Source organism: Comamonas kerstersii, assembly GCF_008801935.1.
Taxonomy (GTDB): Bacteria; Pseudomonadota; Gammaproteobacteria; order Burkholderiales; family Burkholderiaceae_C; genus Comamonas; species Comamonas kerstersii.
Window position 1 is genome coordinate 145,005 of the sequence record NZ_VZOT01000005.1, and the last position, 15,222, is coordinate 160,226.

The 15,222-nt window shown below is 63.0% G+C and carries 15 protein-coding genes; 9 read left to right on the forward strand and 6 right to left on the reverse strand.

Annotated elements, in window-relative coordinates:
- Positions 1–23: 23 nt before the first annotated feature.
- Positions 24–947 (forward strand): aromatic amino acid DMT transporter YddG, encoded by a 924-nt coding sequence (gene yddG / locus F7P80_RS09490; protein WP_151044325.1) that lies wholly within the window; start codon positions 24–26, stop codon positions 945–947.
- Positions 948–1,446: 499 nt separating this feature from the next.
- On the opposite strand, the gene recX is transcribed toward yddG, so the two are convergent.
- Both recX and recA read right to left on the reverse strand, forming a co-directional pair.
- Positions 1,447–1,902, reverse strand: coding sequence for a recombination regulator RecX (gene recX / locus F7P80_RS09500; protein ID WP_054067137.1), 456 nt, complete (start codon positions 1,900–1,902; stop codon positions 1,447–1,449).
- 65 nt (positions 1,903–1,967) lie between these two features.
- The gene (gene recA, locus F7P80_RS09505) at positions 1,968–3,083 is read right to left on the reverse strand and encodes a recombinase RecA (RefSeq protein ID WP_054067138.1); all 1,116 of its coding nucleotides are present in this window, start codon (positions 3,081–3,083) and stop codon (positions 1,968–1,970) included.
- 141 nt (positions 3,084–3,224) lie between these two features.
- On the opposite strand from recA, the gene F7P80_RS09510 reads away from it, so the two are divergent.
- The 3 genes from F7P80_RS09510 to F7P80_RS09520 all read left to right on the forward strand — a co-directional run bounded on the left by F7P80_RS09510 (position 3,225) and on the right by F7P80_RS09520 (position 6,143).
- The gene (locus tag F7P80_RS09510; RefSeq protein ID WP_054067139.1) at positions 3,225–3,728 is read left to right on the forward strand and encodes a MarR family winged helix-turn-helix transcriptional regulator; all 504 of its coding nucleotides are present in this window, start codon (positions 3,225–3,227) and stop codon (positions 3,726–3,728) included.
- Between the two features lie 182 nt (positions 3,729–3,910).
- Positions 3,911–4,585, forward strand: coding sequence for a response regulator (locus tag F7P80_RS09515; RefSeq protein WP_054067154.1), 675 nt, complete (start codon positions 3,911–3,913; stop codon positions 4,583–4,585).
- Between the two features lie 67 nt (positions 4,586–4,652).
- Complete coding sequence (locus tag F7P80_RS09520) at positions 4,653–6,143, forward strand: sensor histidine kinase N-terminal domain-containing protein (protein ID WP_151044327.1); 1,491 nt, start codon at positions 4,653–4,655, stop codon at positions 6,141–6,143.
- Between the two features lie 12 nt (positions 6,144–6,155).
- On the opposite strand, the gene F7P80_RS09525 is transcribed toward F7P80_RS09520, so the two are convergent.
- Positions 6,156–7,142 (reverse strand): LysR substrate-binding domain-containing protein, encoded by a 987-nt coding sequence (locus F7P80_RS09525; protein ID WP_249041427.1) that lies wholly within the window; start codon positions 7,140–7,142, stop codon positions 6,156–6,158.
- A gap of 126 nt (positions 7,143–7,268) precedes the next feature.
- Here F7P80_RS09525 and F7P80_RS09530 point away from each other — a divergent pair, with 126 nt between their 5' ends.
- Entirely contained in the window at positions 7,269–8,237 is a 969-nt protein-coding gene (locus F7P80_RS09530; RefSeq protein ID WP_151044546.1) for a Bug family tripartite tricarboxylate transporter substrate binding protein, read from the forward strand.
- A 75-nt stretch (positions 8,238–8,312) separates the two neighbouring features.
- On the opposite strand, the gene F7P80_RS09535 is transcribed toward F7P80_RS09530, so the two are convergent.
- Genes F7P80_RS09535 through F7P80_RS09545 form a run of 3 tightly spaced genes read right to left on the reverse strand, consistent with a single transcriptional unit; the run spans position 8,313 to position 10,436 of the window.
- The gene (locus F7P80_RS09535; RefSeq protein WP_054067140.1) at positions 8,313–9,041 is read right to left on the reverse strand and encodes an SPOR domain-containing protein; all 729 of its coding nucleotides are present in this window, start codon (positions 9,039–9,041) and stop codon (positions 8,313–8,315) included.
- Positions 9,042–9,057: 16 nt separating this feature from the next.
- Positions 9,058–9,909: a biotin--[acetyl-CoA-carboxylase] ligase gene (locus tag F7P80_RS09540; RefSeq protein WP_151044329.1), complete on the reverse strand. Its 852-nt coding sequence runs from the start codon at positions 9,907–9,909 to the stop codon at positions 9,058–9,060.
- Positions 9,906–10,436, reverse strand: a complete 531-nt coding sequence (locus F7P80_RS09545) for an SET domain-containing protein (RefSeq protein ID WP_054067142.1) — start codon at positions 10,434–10,436, stop codon at positions 9,906–9,908. The genes F7P80_RS09540 and F7P80_RS09545 overlap by 4 nt, the downstream gene beginning before the upstream one ends.
- Positions 10,437–10,568: 132 nt before the next feature.
- Between F7P80_RS09545 and F7P80_RS09550 the strand changes: the two genes are divergently transcribed.
- From F7P80_RS09550 to F7P80_RS09560, 4 genes are all read left to right on the forward strand, one after another.
- Positions 10,569–13,475, forward strand: a complete 2,907-nt coding sequence (locus F7P80_RS09550) for a DNA topoisomerase III (RefSeq protein ID WP_151044332.1) — start codon at positions 10,569–10,571, stop codon at positions 13,473–13,475.
- A 128-nt stretch (positions 13,476–13,603) separates the two neighbouring features.
- The gene (locus tag F7P80_RS09555; RefSeq protein ID WP_346265184.1) at positions 13,604–14,272 is read left to right on the forward strand and encodes a tyrosine-protein phosphatase; all 669 of its coding nucleotides are present in this window, start codon (positions 13,604–13,606) and stop codon (positions 14,270–14,272) included.
- On the forward strand, positions 14,224–14,373 hold the full coding sequence (locus F7P80_RS17360; protein WP_346265186.1) for a tyrosine-protein phosphatase: 150 nt from the start codon (positions 14,224–14,226) through the stop codon (positions 14,371–14,373). Before F7P80_RS09555 ends, F7P80_RS17360 begins: the two co-directional genes overlap by 49 nt.
- Before the next feature lie 174 nt (positions 14,374–14,547).
- Positions 14,548–15,120, forward strand: a complete 573-nt coding sequence (locus F7P80_RS09560) for a hypothetical protein (RefSeq protein WP_054067144.1) — start codon at positions 14,548–14,550, stop codon at positions 15,118–15,120.
- Positions 15,121–15,222: the final 102 nt, after the last annotated feature.

The window sequence follows — 15,222 nt, forward strand, 5'->3', positions numbered from 1 at the left end:
GCTCTTGTTTTTATAGGTTTTGCATGACTGCCGCCACTGCCTCTTCGCCGGAAATTCGCCGTGCCACCCTGATCGGTCTGGTGGCCGTGCTTTGCTGGAGCAGCACCGTGGGCCTGATGCGCTCCGTGGCCGAGGCGCTGGGTGCGCTGGGCGGCGCGGCGGTGTTCTACAGCGTCAGCGCCGCGTTTGTGCTGCTGGTCAAGGGTGTGCCCTCGCGCGCGCAGCTGCGGGGTATCTCGCGCATCTACCTCATCGTCTGCGGTCTGCTGTTTGCTTTCTATGAGATCTGCCTGTCGGTGGCGATTGGGCTGGCGCATGACCGGCCCCAGTCCATGGAGCTGGGCATGATCAACTACCTCTGGCCCTGTCTGACGATTGTGCTGGCCGTGCTCTGCCACCAGCAGCGCGCCCGCTGGTGGCTGTGGCTGGGCGTGGCCTTGTGCCTGTGGGGGCTGGTGCTGGTCATGGGAGAAGGCGCCAGCAGCGTCGATACACCCTGGTGGCAGAACCTGGGCGCGCACATGGCGGCCAACCCCGTGGCCTATGCGCTGGCCTTTGGCGCAGCCACCATGTGGCCTGCCTACTCGGTGCTTGCACGCATCCACGGCGGAGGCTTCAATGGCGTGGGGCTGTTTCTGACCCTCACGGCCTTCCTGCTGTGGCTGCAATGGCTGGCCGCAGACACGGTTACCATGCAATGGAGCTGGAGTGTGGTGCTGCAGGTGCTGGCGATTGGCGCGCTCACCGCACTGGGCTATGGCTGCTGGGAGCACGGCATTCAGCGCGGCAATCTGGCCGTGATGGCTGCGGGCTCGTACTTCACCCCTGTGCTCTCGGCACTGATGGCCAGCGTGTGGCTGGCCGTGCAGCCGGGCCTGCCGTTCTGGCAGGGCGTGGTGCTGATTACGGTGGGTTCGCTGGTGTGCTGGTGGGCCACACGCGAGTAAATCGCGAAGACAGGCTGCCCATGCACCCTCACTCCAACCCTCTCCCGCCTCTATTCCCTCCCCCGCTGGGGGAGGGTGAGGGTGGGGGCCGCCAGAAAAGAAAGACGCTCCCCTCACCCCAACCCTCTCCCGCAAGCGGGAGAGGGAGTTCATACCAAATTCATAGCTACTAGCGCTTGCTGCATGGGCGTTAGAGGCATATTTCATGATGGAAACTGGTGGCTATCATGCAGCGCCACGGCGGCATGCCTCAAGCCTGGCAGGCCCCCATCCCTGCCTTCCCCCAGAGGGGGAAGGAGAGAAAGCCAGAGGGGAAGAGGTTCACCTCTCCCGCCTCTATTCCCTCCCCCGCTGGGGGAGGGTGAGGGTGGGGGCCGCCAGAAAAGAAAGACGCTCCCCTCACCCCAACCCTCTCCCGCAAGCGGGAGAGGGAGCCAGCGAAAGTTAGACCCTCACCCCCGCCCTCTCCCGCAAGCGGGAGAGGGCGCCAGCGCTGCGCTTAATCGGATTCCGGTGCCTGCCCGCGCAGCACCTTGCCCACTACATCACCGCCAAAGCCACGGCTGGCCAGAAAGCGCATCTGCTTCATGCGCTCCTGCGGGGTGGTGGCGACTGCGCCAAACTTGCGCTGCCACACGTCCCAGGCGCGGGCGTGTTCCGTGTCTCTGAGCTGCTCCGCAGCGGCGCGCACCACGTCATCATCCAGCCCCTTGCTGCGCAGCTCGTGCAGCACGCGCGCGGTGCCCAGCTTGCTGCTGCGGCGGTAGATCACGGACTGGGCCACGCGCTCGGGGCTGATGAAGCCTTTGGCCTCCAGCGCATCAAGCACGGCGGCCAGATCTTCGCCTTCTTCCACATGCGGGGCCAGCTTGCGCTCCAGCTCCAGGCGCGAGTGCTCGCGCTGCGAGAGGTATTTGAGTGCGCGCCCGGTGAGCGAGATTGTCTGAAAACCCATGGTGTAAAAAAACCCGCTGCCAGCGTTCGTGCAAAAACGCTGGCAGCGGGTTGGCTTGCTATGGATTAGCCGATGACGCCATCAGCGTCGGGCGTGTTTTTATCGGCCTTCTTGCCTTTGCCGGGCTTGGCGGGAGCGGCTTCGCCTTCGGCCACAGGAATCAGGCTGATGCCCAGGCTTTCGCGCACCTTGTTTTCAATTTCCACGGCCAACGCGGGGTTCTCGCGCAGGAATTCACGGGCGTTGTCGCGGCCCTGGCCGATCTTTTCACCGTTGTAGGCGTACCAGGCACCGGACTTTTCAATGAGCTTGGCGTCCACGCCCATGTCCAGAATTTCGCCTTCGCGCGAAATGCCCTCGCCAAACAGAATGTCGAACTCGGCAGTCTTGAAGGGAGGCGAGACCTTGTTCTTCACGACCTTGACCTTGGTTTCGTTACCAATGGCTTCGTCGCCCTTCTTGATGGTGCCGGTGCGGCGGATATCCAGACGCACCGAGGCGTAGAACTTCAGCGCATTACCGCCGGTGGTGGTTTCGGGCGAGCCGAACATCACGCCAATCTTCATGCGGATCTGGTTGATGAAGATCACCGTGCAGTTGGTCTTCTTGATGGTGGCAGTCAGCTTGCGCAGCGCCTGGCTCATCAGGCGGGCCTGCAGGCCGGGCAGGTTGTCACCCATTTCGCCTTCGATTTCGGCCTTGGGCACCAGTGCGGCCACCGAGTCCACCACGATCAGGTCCACGGCGCCGGAGCGCACCAGAGAGTCCACGATTTCCAGCGCCTGCTCGCCGGTGTCAGGCTGGCTGATCAGCACTTCATTGAGGTTCACACCCAGCTTCTGGGCATAGGACGTGTCCAGTGCATGTTCTGCGTCGATGAAGGCGCAGGTGCCGCCGAGCTTTTGCATCTGAGCGACGACCTGCAGCGTCAGCGTGGTCTTGCCGGACGACTCAGGGCCGTAGATTTCAATCACGCGGCCACGGGGCAGGCCGCCTACACCCAGGGCAATGTCCAGACCCAGCGAGCCGGTGGACACCACCTGGATGTCTTCCACCACTTCACCTTCGCCCAGCTTCATGATGGTGCCCTTGCCAAACTGCTTTTCAATCTGGGCGAGGGCGGCAGCCAGGGCTTTGGCTTTTTCGCTGTTGGCGTCGTTGTTGCGTGCGATGGCGTTCATGGCGATGTCCTTTGAAAGAAGGGGATGACAACTGGTGCTGCATCCCCTGTTGATGTGAACAGGCTGGATGCTTGAACAGTAGTGTATGGGCAATGCAAAAGAGTTTATATTCAACTTGCCTGACTATCCATCAAACTGACTATGTCTAAATTACCGGCTGCCGAACACCTGGAAGACGCATGGCGCCACACCCATCTGGGGCGGCTGCTGGGCCATGCCATGCGCAAGTTTGACGAACGCGTGCGCCAGCTCATGGCGCAGGACGATGAGACGCCGCTGGCGCTGTCCAACCTGGCGCTGCGCGACAAGGTCAGCGCCGCGCACATTCACATCACGCGGCACCTGTCCCTGCAGGGCGACCGCATCACCGATCTGGCCGAGCGTGCCGGCATGAGCAAGCAGGCCATGACCGATCTGGTGGACCAGTGCGAAGCCTGGGGGCTGGTGCTGCGCGAGGCTGACGCTTACGACCGCCGTGCCAAGCGCGTGGTCTATACCGACACCGGCCGCGCCTGGCACCTGGCATTTCAGCGTGCGGTACAGCAGGCCGAGCGTGAGTTTGAAGAGGCCGTAGGGCATGACGTGGCCGTGGTGGTGCGCATTGGTCTGGAGGTCTACGGCAGCGATGTGGGCGATCAGGCCTGATGTGAAAAGCGCAGGGCGAAAGGCTTGGTCTGCCTCGGGTTTGCTGCACTGCCGCACCCGCGTAAACACCGCTTGTCTGATGCAGCGGGGTTCCTAGAATGGTTCTGGCAGGCGGCATGTGCAGCGCCTGCACCAATGCAAAGCCGGGGCAGCAGACCCCGGCATGCCAGGAGACATACACCATGCGCATTCTCATAGCCGAAGATGATCAGGTGCTGGCCGACGGCCTGCTGCGCAGCCTGCGCGGGGCAGGGGCCGTGGTCGACCATGTGGCCAGCGGCACCGAAGCAGACACCGCCCTTGTCACCAGCAACCAGTTTGATCTTTTGATTCTGGATCTGGGCCTGCCGCGCATGCACGGGCTGGAGGTGCTCAAGCGCCTGCGCAGCCGCGGCGATGGCCTGTCCGTGCTCATTCTCACCGCGGCGGACAGCGTGGAAGAACGCGTGCAGGGGCTGGATCTGGGCGCAGACGACTACATGGCCAAGCCCTTCAGCCTGCAGGAGCTGGAAGCACGCGTGCGTGCCCTGACGCGCCGGGGCATGGGCGGCACCAGCAGCGTCATCAAGCACGGCCCGCTGGTCTACGACCAGGCCGGGCGTGTAGCCACCATCGACGGCAAGATGGTGGAGCTGTCCGCCCGCGAACTGGGCCTGCTGGAAGTGCTGCTGCAGCGCGCGGGCCGTCTGGTCAGCAAGGACCAGCTGGTCGAGCGCCTGTGCGAGTGGGGCGAAGAGGTGAGCAACAACGCGATTGAGGTCTACATCCACCGCCTGCGCAAGAAGATCGAGCGCGACCCGATACGCATTGCCACCGTACGCGGCCTGGGCTACTGCCTGGAAAAGATTCAGGCTTGATTTTTCATAGCTGCCAGCGCTTGTGCAGCAAGCGCTGAAGGCCAAAAACACTGATAGCAAGGCCAGCGTGAAAATTTTCCAGCGTGAGCAGCGATCCCTGTTCGGAGAAATTCTGGACTGGATGCTCACGCCCCTGCTGCTGCTGTGGCCCGTGAGCCTGGCGCTGACCTGGCTGGTGGCCCAGTCGCTGGCCAACAAGCCGTTTGACCGTGCACTGGAATACAACGTGCACGCACTGGCCCAGCTGATTCTGGTGGACGCAGGCGGGCAGCTGCACTTCAACCTGCCGCAGCCTGCTTCGGAAATGCTGCGCGCCGACGAGTCCGACATGGTGCTGTTTCAGGTCACCACCTCCGACGGCAGTTTTCTGGCGGGTGACAGCGACATCCCCCTCACCTCCGCACCACAGTCTATGGAACTGGGGCAGGTGGAACTGCGTGACGATGCAATCCGCGGCATGGACATGCGCGTGGCTGCACTGCGCGTGCGGCTGCCCGTGCTGACGGACGATGCCTGGGCGCTGGTGCAGGTGGCTGAAACGCGTGAAAAGCGCAGCGTGCTGGCCACGGAAATCATCAAGGGCGTGATGCTGCCGCAGTTCGTCATCCTGCCACTGTCGGTACTGCTGGTGTGGCTGGCACTGGCGCGCGGCATACGGCCGCTGCACCTGCTGGAGACGCGCATCCGCGCACGCAAGCCCGATGATCTTTCGCCCATTGACCACCGCGCGGTGCCGCTGGAAGTGGTGCCGCTGGTCGATGCGGTCAATGACCTGCTGCGCCGCCTGAACGAATCGCTGGCCACCCAGAAGCGCTTTCTGGCTGATGCTGCCCACCAGCTCAAGACCCCGCTGGCTGGCCTGCGCATGCAGGCCGATCTGGCACTGCGCGAAGGCGTGAGCACGGAGGATCTCAAGCGCTCGCTGCAGCAGATCGGGCGCTCCAGCATGCGCGCCACACACACGGTCAACCAGCTGCTGTCACTGGCTCGTGCCGAAGGTGCCAGCACCGGCCTGCAGCGCACGCCCTGCGATCTGGCCGCGCTGGCGATTGAGGTCATGCAGGACCTGCTGCCGCTGGCCATGGATCGCCATGTAGACATGGGCTATGAGGGGGCAGAGCCCGGCAGCGCAGGCGTGTGGCTGCAGGGCAATGCCACGCTGCTCAAGGAGCTGATTCGCAACCTGCTGAGCAATGCCATCAACTACAGCCCCTCCAGCCCGGAGGTACCCGCCATGGTGACACTGCGTGTGCTGCCAGACCAACTGGCCCGCGTGGTGCTGCTGCAGGTGGAAGATACAGGGCCGGGCGTGCCGCCCGAGGAGCGTGAGCTGATCTTTCAGCCGTTTTACCGGGTGCTGGGGTCAGAGGCCGATGGCTCGGGTCTGGGCCTGCCCATCGTGCAGGAAATTGCGCGCCTGCATGCTGCAACCGTGGCGCTGGACGATGCACACCCTCATCGCACGCCCCCGGGTGCACGCTTTAGCGTGCGCTTTCGTGCGCTGGCAGATGCTCCTGATTCAGAAGCTGCCAGCGCCGATAAAACAAACGTTTGTTAATCTTTGAGCACGCTATTCGTTAGTCAGCGCGCGCTGCTTGCTACGGTTTTTGCTTTGCACCGCCAGGCTGCTGGCCGTGGGCTCCCTGTAGGGGCGGGCCTGCTGCTGCAGCCAGTTGCGAAAAGCCACCAGCGGCGTGATGTTGGAGCGTGACTCCGGATAGCACAGCCAGTAGCCCAGACTGCTGACCAGCCCGTGCTGGGGCAGGGGCTCGCTCACCAGCCCCTTGGCAATCTGCCCTTCCACCAGGCAGCGCGGCACCAGGGCCACGCCCATGCCTGCCATGACGGCCTGGATGATGGTCTGGAACTGGTCAAACTGCAGGCCTGCCAGCGGGTCCAGGTTCTTGACATCCCAGGCCTGCGCCCAGGTCATCCATGCATGGGGAATGGTCAGGTGGCGCAGCCGCGTGTACTTGGCCACATCACTGGGGCTGTGAATGGCGGGGCCACCAAAGCTGGCGGGCGGGGCGATCAGCGTCACATCCTGCCCGTCCAGATAGTGGGCGCGTGCGCCGGGCCAGTGGCCTTCACCAAACAGGATGGAGCAGTCCAGGTGCGGGCTTTCAAAGTCGTAGCCCTGGGCATAGGGTACGAAATGCAGTGTCACATGCGGGTGCTGCTGCTGGAACTGTGGCAGGCGCGGAATCAGCCAGCTCGCGCCAAAGGTCGGCAGGCTGGACAGGTGCAGCGCACCACCGCCATCGGTGCTGGTGATGAGCTCCAGCGTCGCAGCCTCCAGCTGCGACAGCAGCGTGCGCACAGCCTTTTCATAGCGCTCACCTGCCGGGGTGAGCGTGAGGCGCTTGCGGCTGCGCTCGAACAGGTCGACACCAACCCACTTCTCCAGCTCCTGAATCTGCTTGCTCACGGCACTTTGCGTCAGGTGCAGCGCTTCTGCGGCACGTGAGACGCCACCAAAACGCGCGACCGTAGAGAAAGCTCGCAGCAAATGCACGGGAGGCGTCAGCCGACGCAGGGGAGGCAAGTTAGTAGACACTGTTCAATATTCCTCGAAGGAATCATAACAAGAAGAGTATTTGTTTGTTGTCAACTGTCAATTACCCTAACCTCTATGCACAGGTCTTATAGATAACCACACTTTCTCACATAGGGAGTCCTCATGATGCAACGTCGTCACTTTCTCTCCGCTGTTGCCGCTGCGACCTTGGCATCCGTCTCGGGCATGGCCAGTGCCCAAGATTCGCGCCCTCTGCGCATCATCGTGCCCTTTCCTGCCGGTGGTTCCACCGACATGGTGCCTCGCAACATGCAGGACGTCCTGACCCGGCTGCTCGGCCAGCCCGTCGTGATCGAGAACAAGGCCGGTGCCGGTGGCTCCATCGGCATGGCTGAAGTGGCACGCGCCAACGATGGCCTGACCTTCGGTATTGCCACACTGTCCACCCACGGCGTGAACCCTGCGGTCTACTCCAAGCTGCCTTACGACGCCATCAAGGACTTCGTGGGCGTGACCGAAATCGTCAAGGCGCCCGGCGTCATGGTGATCAACCCCCAACTGATTCCTGCCCAGAATTTTGCGGAACTGGTGGCTTATCTGAAGGCCAACCCCGGCAAGGTGAGCTATGCCACCCCCGGCAACGGCACCATCGGCCACATGTGGGGCGAGCAGTTCATCAAGGCCACAGGCGTAGACATGCTGCACATCCCCTACCGTGGTGCAGGCCCCGCCATCAACGACGTGCTGGGCGGCCAGGTGCCCGTGTACTTTGACCAGGTGGCCTCCTCGCTGCCCCATATCCAGTCCGGCAAGCTGCGCGCCATTGCCGTGTCCTGGCCCGAGCGTCTGGCCGTGCTGCCTGAAGTACCGACCTATGCCGAAGCCGGTCACCCTGAGCTGAACGATCCTTCCTGGTTCGGTCTGGTCGCGCCCAAGAACACGCCTGCCGAGCAGATCGCACGCGTGCAGCAGGCCGTGGCTGAAGCGCTGCAGGACCCAGCCGTCAAGAAGCGCATGGACGCACAGGGCATGTACGTGTCTGGCACTTCCAGCGAAGCCTTTACCCAGCAGATCGCCAGCGAAGTGGAAAAGATGAAGGCGGTGGCCAAGGCGGCCAACATCAGCGTGAACTGATCCACGCCCTTACCGCGCTCGCATATCGCTCATCCCCGCAGAGGCCCATGCCCTGCGGGTTTTTTATGCCTGCATTCAAGGGCAGGGCTGCATGCGCTTGCCTTCCAGCGCAGGCTCCAGCCCCTGCAGCAGGGTGCGCTGTGCTGCGGTGGATTCACTCATGCGCAGGGCATACAGCGTCTGCGGTGCGCGCTCCTGCACCACGCGTGCCCCACGTATGCCCTGATTGAGCATATGGCCCAGTTCACGCGTGGCCGCTTCTTCGCTGGAAAAGCGCCCCAGCGACAGTCCGGGCTCCAGGTTGCCGCCCGCACGGTCATAGGCAATCTTGCGGGCGCGCAGCTCGGCACGGCGCTTTTCCATGGCCATTTCATTGGCGAACTTGCCCAGATAGACCATCCAGCGCCCCGTCACCTGCGTGGGCACAAACTCCCAGCTGCTCGAGGGCAGGTCGCTGCTGCGCAGTGCCTCCTGCAGCTTGCGGTACTGGGCTTCATTCATGTTTTCGCTTTGCAGGCAGACCGTGGCCTCGGGAATGATTTCCTCCAAAGGCTCCGGTGGCATGGGCTGTGCAGGCGCAGCGGCAACGCTGGCAGCAGGAGCCGAGGCAGGAGTGGGCGCTGCAGTCGTCGCTGCCGTGCCGGGCTGCACGATGCTCAGCACTTCAGGGCGCACCTGCTGCTTGAGGCGGTAGGGCTCGGCCTGTTCTTCAGGCGCCCAGCCCAATGTCGCCATCCAGCCCTGGCTCCAGGCCAGATAGCCAGCATTGGCAAGCAGCAGCACCAGCAAGGCAAAACGCAACATGTACAGCTCCTTGAAATCAGGCCGCAGCAGGCGGCAGGTCCATATGCACAGGGCGCACGCTGACATCACCGCTGATGACGCTGCGCAAACCATCGGCCGTGCGCAGCTGCAGTGTGCCATCGGCCAGCACGCCTGCGGCCAGCCCGCTGCTGCCATCGCTCAAATGCACCTGCTGACCATGCAGCACGTCACGCGCGGCAAAGCGCTGCTGAAACGGCGCAAAGCCCTGCTCGGCAAACAGCAGCACGTCCTCCACCAGCTGTGGCAGCAGTTGCTGCAGCGCGGCTGGTGCGGTCCAGCGGGCATCTACATCCTGCAGGCAAGCCGCAGGTGTGAGCAGCCCTTGCATCTGCGGCAGGCGCACATTCATGCCCGTGCCGATGATGACAAAACGCGGCACACCAGCCCCTGCGCCAAAACAGGGTGCAGCCACACCAGCGGGCAGGTTGGCGGTTTCAATCAGCGTGCCACCCAGCTTGCGGCCATCCTGCAGCCACAGGTCATTCGGCCACTTCACCCCAATGCGCGGCTGACCGGGGAGGGCCGCCGCCTGCAGGGATTCCGCAATGCTCAGGCCCACCACCAGCGACAGGCCTGACCAGTCCAGCGGATTGAGCACCAGCCCCAGCGAGTACATCAGGCAGTCACCGGGCTGGTTCAGCCAGCTGCGGCCCTGACGGCCACGCCCTGCGGTCTGTGACTCGGCCACGAGCACGATGGGCTCGGCACGGCCTGCGCGTGCACGGCGCATGAGTTCGGTGTTGGTGGAGTCAATCTCCGGCAGCACTTCCACCGTAAAACCGGGCAGACGGGGGGCAATGGCCAGCCACAGGTCTTCGGCGGGCCAATGGGTGGGAGAGGTGTTCACAGCAGATTCCCGTCCTGGTCAAAGTCTTCGGGCATGGGCGGGCGCCAGCCACGCTTGGGGGCCAGCATGGTGCCACGGCAGGTGGGCGCACCACAGTAGCAGGCGTATTCGGCCTTCAGCGCCTTGGTGTAGCGCTCTGCCACCATCAGACCGTAGTCATAGGTCAGCTCTTCACCGGCACGGATAGGGCGCAGCGCCACAATGAAGATGCGGCCATCGCGCTCGACCGTGTAGCAGTTGGGGGCGCAGCTGTGGTTGATCCAGCGTGAGGAATTGCCGCCGTAGGTGGCATCAATCACCACCTCGTCGCTGACCTGAAAGTAGAACGTGTGGTTGGGCTGGCTGGGGTCATGCGGGTGACGGCGTTCGGCTTCTTCCGCATGGATGACTTCGCCAATGTATTCAATGATGGTCTCGCGTGCGGCGATGTCCTGCACGGCGAACACCCCTTTGCCATGTACACCTGAGCGACGTGTCTGTATGCGCTTGCCGGGTCTGGAAGATGAGGGGCGTGATGTGCTGGGCATTGAAATCTCTGATAACTTAAATATGTATGCACACATGCACGTGCGCGCACACACGCGTGCGTGAAGGACGAAATTGTAGGAGCGGTGGCTCACCAGCCGGTGGGCGGTCGTTGCAAATCACGAGAGCAATGAATGACAAAAACCTTGGTAATAGCGGAAAAACCGTCAGTGGCGCAAGACATTGTGCGCGCCCTCACGCCCGTCTATGGCAAGTTCGACAAGCACGAAGACCATTTTGAAAACGCGCAGTTTGTGGTCACCAGCGCCGTAGGCCACCTGGTGGAAATTCAGGCGCCGGAAGAATTTGACGTCAAGCGTGGCAAGTGGAGCTTTGCGAATCTGCCGGTGATTCCCCCGCGCTTTGACCTCAAGCCTGTCGACAAGACCAAGAGCCGCCTGAACGCCGTGGTCAAGCAGGCCAAGCGCAAGGACGTGACCCAGCTGATCAACGCCTGTGACGCGGGCCGCGAAGGTGAGCTGATCTTCCGCCTGATCGAGCAGTACGCCGGTGGTGCCAAGGGCACGCTGGGTAAGCCGATTGCGCGTCTGTGGCTGCAGTCCATGACGCCCCAGGCCATCCGCGAAGGTTTTGAGAAGCTGCGCAGCGAACAGCAGATGCAGGGCCTGGCCGATGCGGCACGCAGCCGCTCCGAGGCCGACTGGCTGGTCGGCATCAACGGCACCCGCGCCATGACGGCCTTCAACTCGCGCGACGGCGGGTTCTTTTTGACCACGGTGGGTCGCGTGCAGACGCCTACGCTGTCGCTGGTCGTAGATCGCGAAGAAAAAATCCGCAAGTTCGTCAGCCGCGACTACTGGGAAGTGCATGGCACCTTCGATGCACAGGCCGGTCAGTACCTGGGCAAGTGGTTCAACCCGCAGTGGAAAAAGAGCGAGGACGCCGAAGCCAAGGCCGACCGCGTCTGGAGCAAGCAGGAAGCCGAGGCCATTGCCGCCGCCGTCAAGGGCAAGCCTGCCACCGTCACCGAAGAGAGCAAGCCCACCACCCAGGCTTCGCCCCTGCTGTTTGACCTGACCAGCCTGCAGCGCGAGGCCAACGGCAAGTTTGGTTTCTCCGCCAAGACCACGCTGGCACTGGCGCAAAGCCTGTACGAGCGCCACAAGGCACTGACCTACCCCCGTACCGATTCTCGCGCCCTGCCCGAGGACTATCTGCCCGTGGCACGCCAGACCTTTGAGATGCTGGCAGGCAGCGGCATGCGCCATCTGGCCCCTTATGCCCAGCAGGCCGTAGAAGCTGGCTATGTGCGTCCCACCAAGCGCGTTTTTGACAACAGCAAGGTGTCGGACCACTTTGCCATCATCCCCACCACGCAGGCACCTTCAGGCCTGTCTGAGGCCGAACAAAAGCTGTACGACCTGGTGGTGCGCCGCTTCATGGCCGTGTTCTTCCCCAGCGCCGAGTACCAGGTGACCACCCGCATCAGCCAGGTGGAGCAGCACCACTTCAAGACCGAAGGCAAGGTGCTGGTCAAACCCGGCTGGCTGGCGATTTACGGCAAGGAAGCTGCCAACGAAGTGGAAGACGCCAAGGAAGGCGACAAGGGCCAGCCTCTGGTGGCCGTGCAGCCCGGCGAAAAGCCCCAGACCAGCGATGCCCAGCCCAAGGGCCTGAAGACCAAGCCCCCAGCCCGCTACTCGGAAGCGACGCTGCTGGGCGCCATGGAAAGCGCAGGCAAGCAGGTGGAAGACGACGAGCTGCGCGAAGCCATGCAGGAAAAGGGCCTGGGCACACCAGCCACACGTGCGGCCATCATTGAAGGTCTGCTGACCGAAAAGTACATGCTGCGCGAAGGCCGCGAACTGATCCCCACTGCCAAGGCTTTCCAGCTGATGACACTGCTGCGCGGTCTGCAGGTGGATGAGTTGTGCCGCGCCGATCTGACTGGTGAGTGGGAGTACAAGCTCGCCCAGATGGAGAAGGGCGCGCTCTCGCGTGCCGCCTTCATGCAGGAAATTGCGGCGATGACAGAAAAAATCGTGCGCAAGGCCAAGGAGTACGACCGCGACACCATCCCCGGTGACTACGCCACCCTGGCTACGCCCTGCCCCAACTGTGGCGGCGTTGTGAAGGAAAACTACCGCCGCTATGGCTGCACGGGTGCCGATGGCCACAGCGATGGCTGCGGCTTCTCGTTCACCAAGTCGCCTGCGGGCCGCACCTTTGAAACGCACGAGGCCGAGCAGCTGCTGCGTGACCGCCGCCTGGGCCCCCTGGAAGGCTTCCGCTCCAAGGCAGGCTGGCCTTTTGTGGCAGAAGTGACCATCGTGCGCGATGAAGAGCACAGCAACTTCAAGCTGGAATTCGACTTTGGCGAAGACGAAAAAGAAGCCGAAGCCAGCGGCCCCGTAGATTTCAGCGGCCAGCAGTCACTGGGCAACTGCCCCAAGTGCGGTGCGCCCGTGTTCGAGCATGGCAGCAACTATGTCTGCAGCCATTCCGTGCCTACGCCTGCACAGCCCACGCCCAGCTGCGACTTCAAGAGTGGCCAGATCATCCTGCAGCAGCCCATTGAACGCGCGCAGATGAGCAAGCTGCTGACGACCGGCAAGACCGACCTGCTGGAGAAGTTTGTCTCCAACCGCACGCGCCGCAACTTCAAGGCCTTCCTGGTCTGGGATGCGGCCGCAGGCAAGGTGAACTTTGAGTTCGAAGCCAGCAAGTACCCCTCCCGCAAGAGCGCAGCACCTGCAAAAACTGCAGCTGCTGGCACAGGCAGGACAAGCGCTGCCGCCAAAAAAGCACCTGCTGCCAAGAAGACGGCAACGCGCAAGCCTGCGGCGGCCAACTTCCGCCCCGATGCGGCACTGGCGGCCGTGATTGGCGATGCACCCGTCGCACGTACCGAGGTGGTCAAGAAGGTCTGGGACTATGTGAAGGCCAACAACCTGCAGGACCCCAAGGACAAGCGCGTCATCGTGGCCGATGCCAAGCTACTGCCGGTGTTCGGCAAGGAGCGCGTAGGCATGTTTGAGATCACCGGACTGGTGGGCAAGCATTTGCTGAGCAATGCGTAATTGACGCACACCCCTGTGCGATGCATGGGTGGCTGACAAAAACGCTGCACTACGCTTCAATCGAGGCTGTACTGCAGCGTTTTTTGATGCGCTGCGCTGTCATGAACTGTTTTTTCGAAAGTCTGCCCATGCGTAATCCCCTGCCACGCCATATCGCCCTGCCTGGAACCAGCAACTTCCGCGACCTGGGTGGCTACACCGGCGCACAGGGCCGCAGCGTACGCTGGCGCACGGTGTTTCGCTCAGACCACCTGGCCGGTCTGACGCCAGAAGGCGTGCAGCAGCTGCAGCAGCTGGGTGTACACCGCGCCGCCGACTTTCGCGGTGTGCAGGAACGCGCTGCCGACAGCTACGCCTGGCCCCACCTGCAGGTGCATGCGCTGAGCGTAGAGCCCACCGTGGTGCAAAAAGCCATGGGCATGCTCAATGCTGGCGGGCAGCTGAGCGTGGAAGACACTGTGGCCATCATGGAGCAGACCTACCGCAGCTTTGTGCGCGACAACGCCACACACTTTGCGAACTTCTTCGATCTGCTGCTGCAGTCTGACCAGCCCCTGGTGTTCCACTGCACCGCAGGCAAGGACCGCACCGGCTGGGCCGCAGCTCTGTTTCTGGAAGTGCTGGGGGTGAGCCGCAGCGACATTCAGCAGGACTATCTGCTGACCAACCAGTTCTACCAGCGCCCTGCGGCCCTGCGGCCCTGCGGGCACGTGCGGCGCAGTCCATCCCGCAGGAAGTGCTGGACGTGGTGTGGCGTGTACAGCCCGCGTTTCTGGACAGTGCCTACAGCATGGTGAACCAGGAATACGGTGGCATGCAGACCTATCTGCGCGAAGTGCTGCAGCTGGACGATGCCGCCCAGCACGAGCTGCAGCAGCGCTATCTGCAAGCGGAATAAGCGTGCTCCGGGGTGGACGCCAAGGCTGTGACAGCTGCTCACAACACGTGTTTGGACCTTGCGCTAAACTGAAAAAATAAAGAGCACGCAGCGCTTGCTGCATCTACGCAAAAAGCGTTTTCGCCATCAATTCCACTGCCTGTGAGCGCTCCGCAGGCAAACCCTATCCCTGTCATGTTTCGCCGTCGTTTTCTGCTGGCCGCCGCCGCTGCCAGCACCCTGTGGATCAGTGCCTGCTCGCAGGCTGTGCCAACCCAAATCAGCGTGACGCAGGTACAGCTAGATCAGGGCCTGAGCCACCATTTCCCCAGACAGTACCCAGTAGCCGGTCTGCTGCAGCTGCAGGTCGCGCAGCCCCAGCTGCAGATGCTGCCCGCCAGCAACCAGATCCAGACCATGCTGACCATACAGCTCACCGGCCCGGTGCTGCGCCAGCCGCTGCAGGGGCAGCTGCAGGTGCGCTTTGGCCTGTACTACGAACCGCGTGACCGCAGCGTGCGTGCCGAGCGGGTCGAGGTGCAGGAGCTGGCGCTGACGGGGGCGGATCCTGCGCTGGCAGACATGGTCAAGACCTATGACCTGCGCGTGGCGCAGCAGGCACTGCAGGGCTTTGCGCTGTACACCGTCCCTGCAGAAGATCTGGAGCTGGCCGACAGCCTGGGCCTGCAGCCCGGTGCCATCACGGTGACCGAGCAGGGACTGAACGTGGCCATCGTGAACAAAGACGGCACGCCCCCCGCACCCTGAGGCGCTGCGCGGGTGACAGCTGCGGCTCAGCCTTCCCCTGTAAGATGAAAACGTCTTCCTGCATGGCCCGGCAAGGGCTGCGCAGGCTTGTTTTCTTCAGGT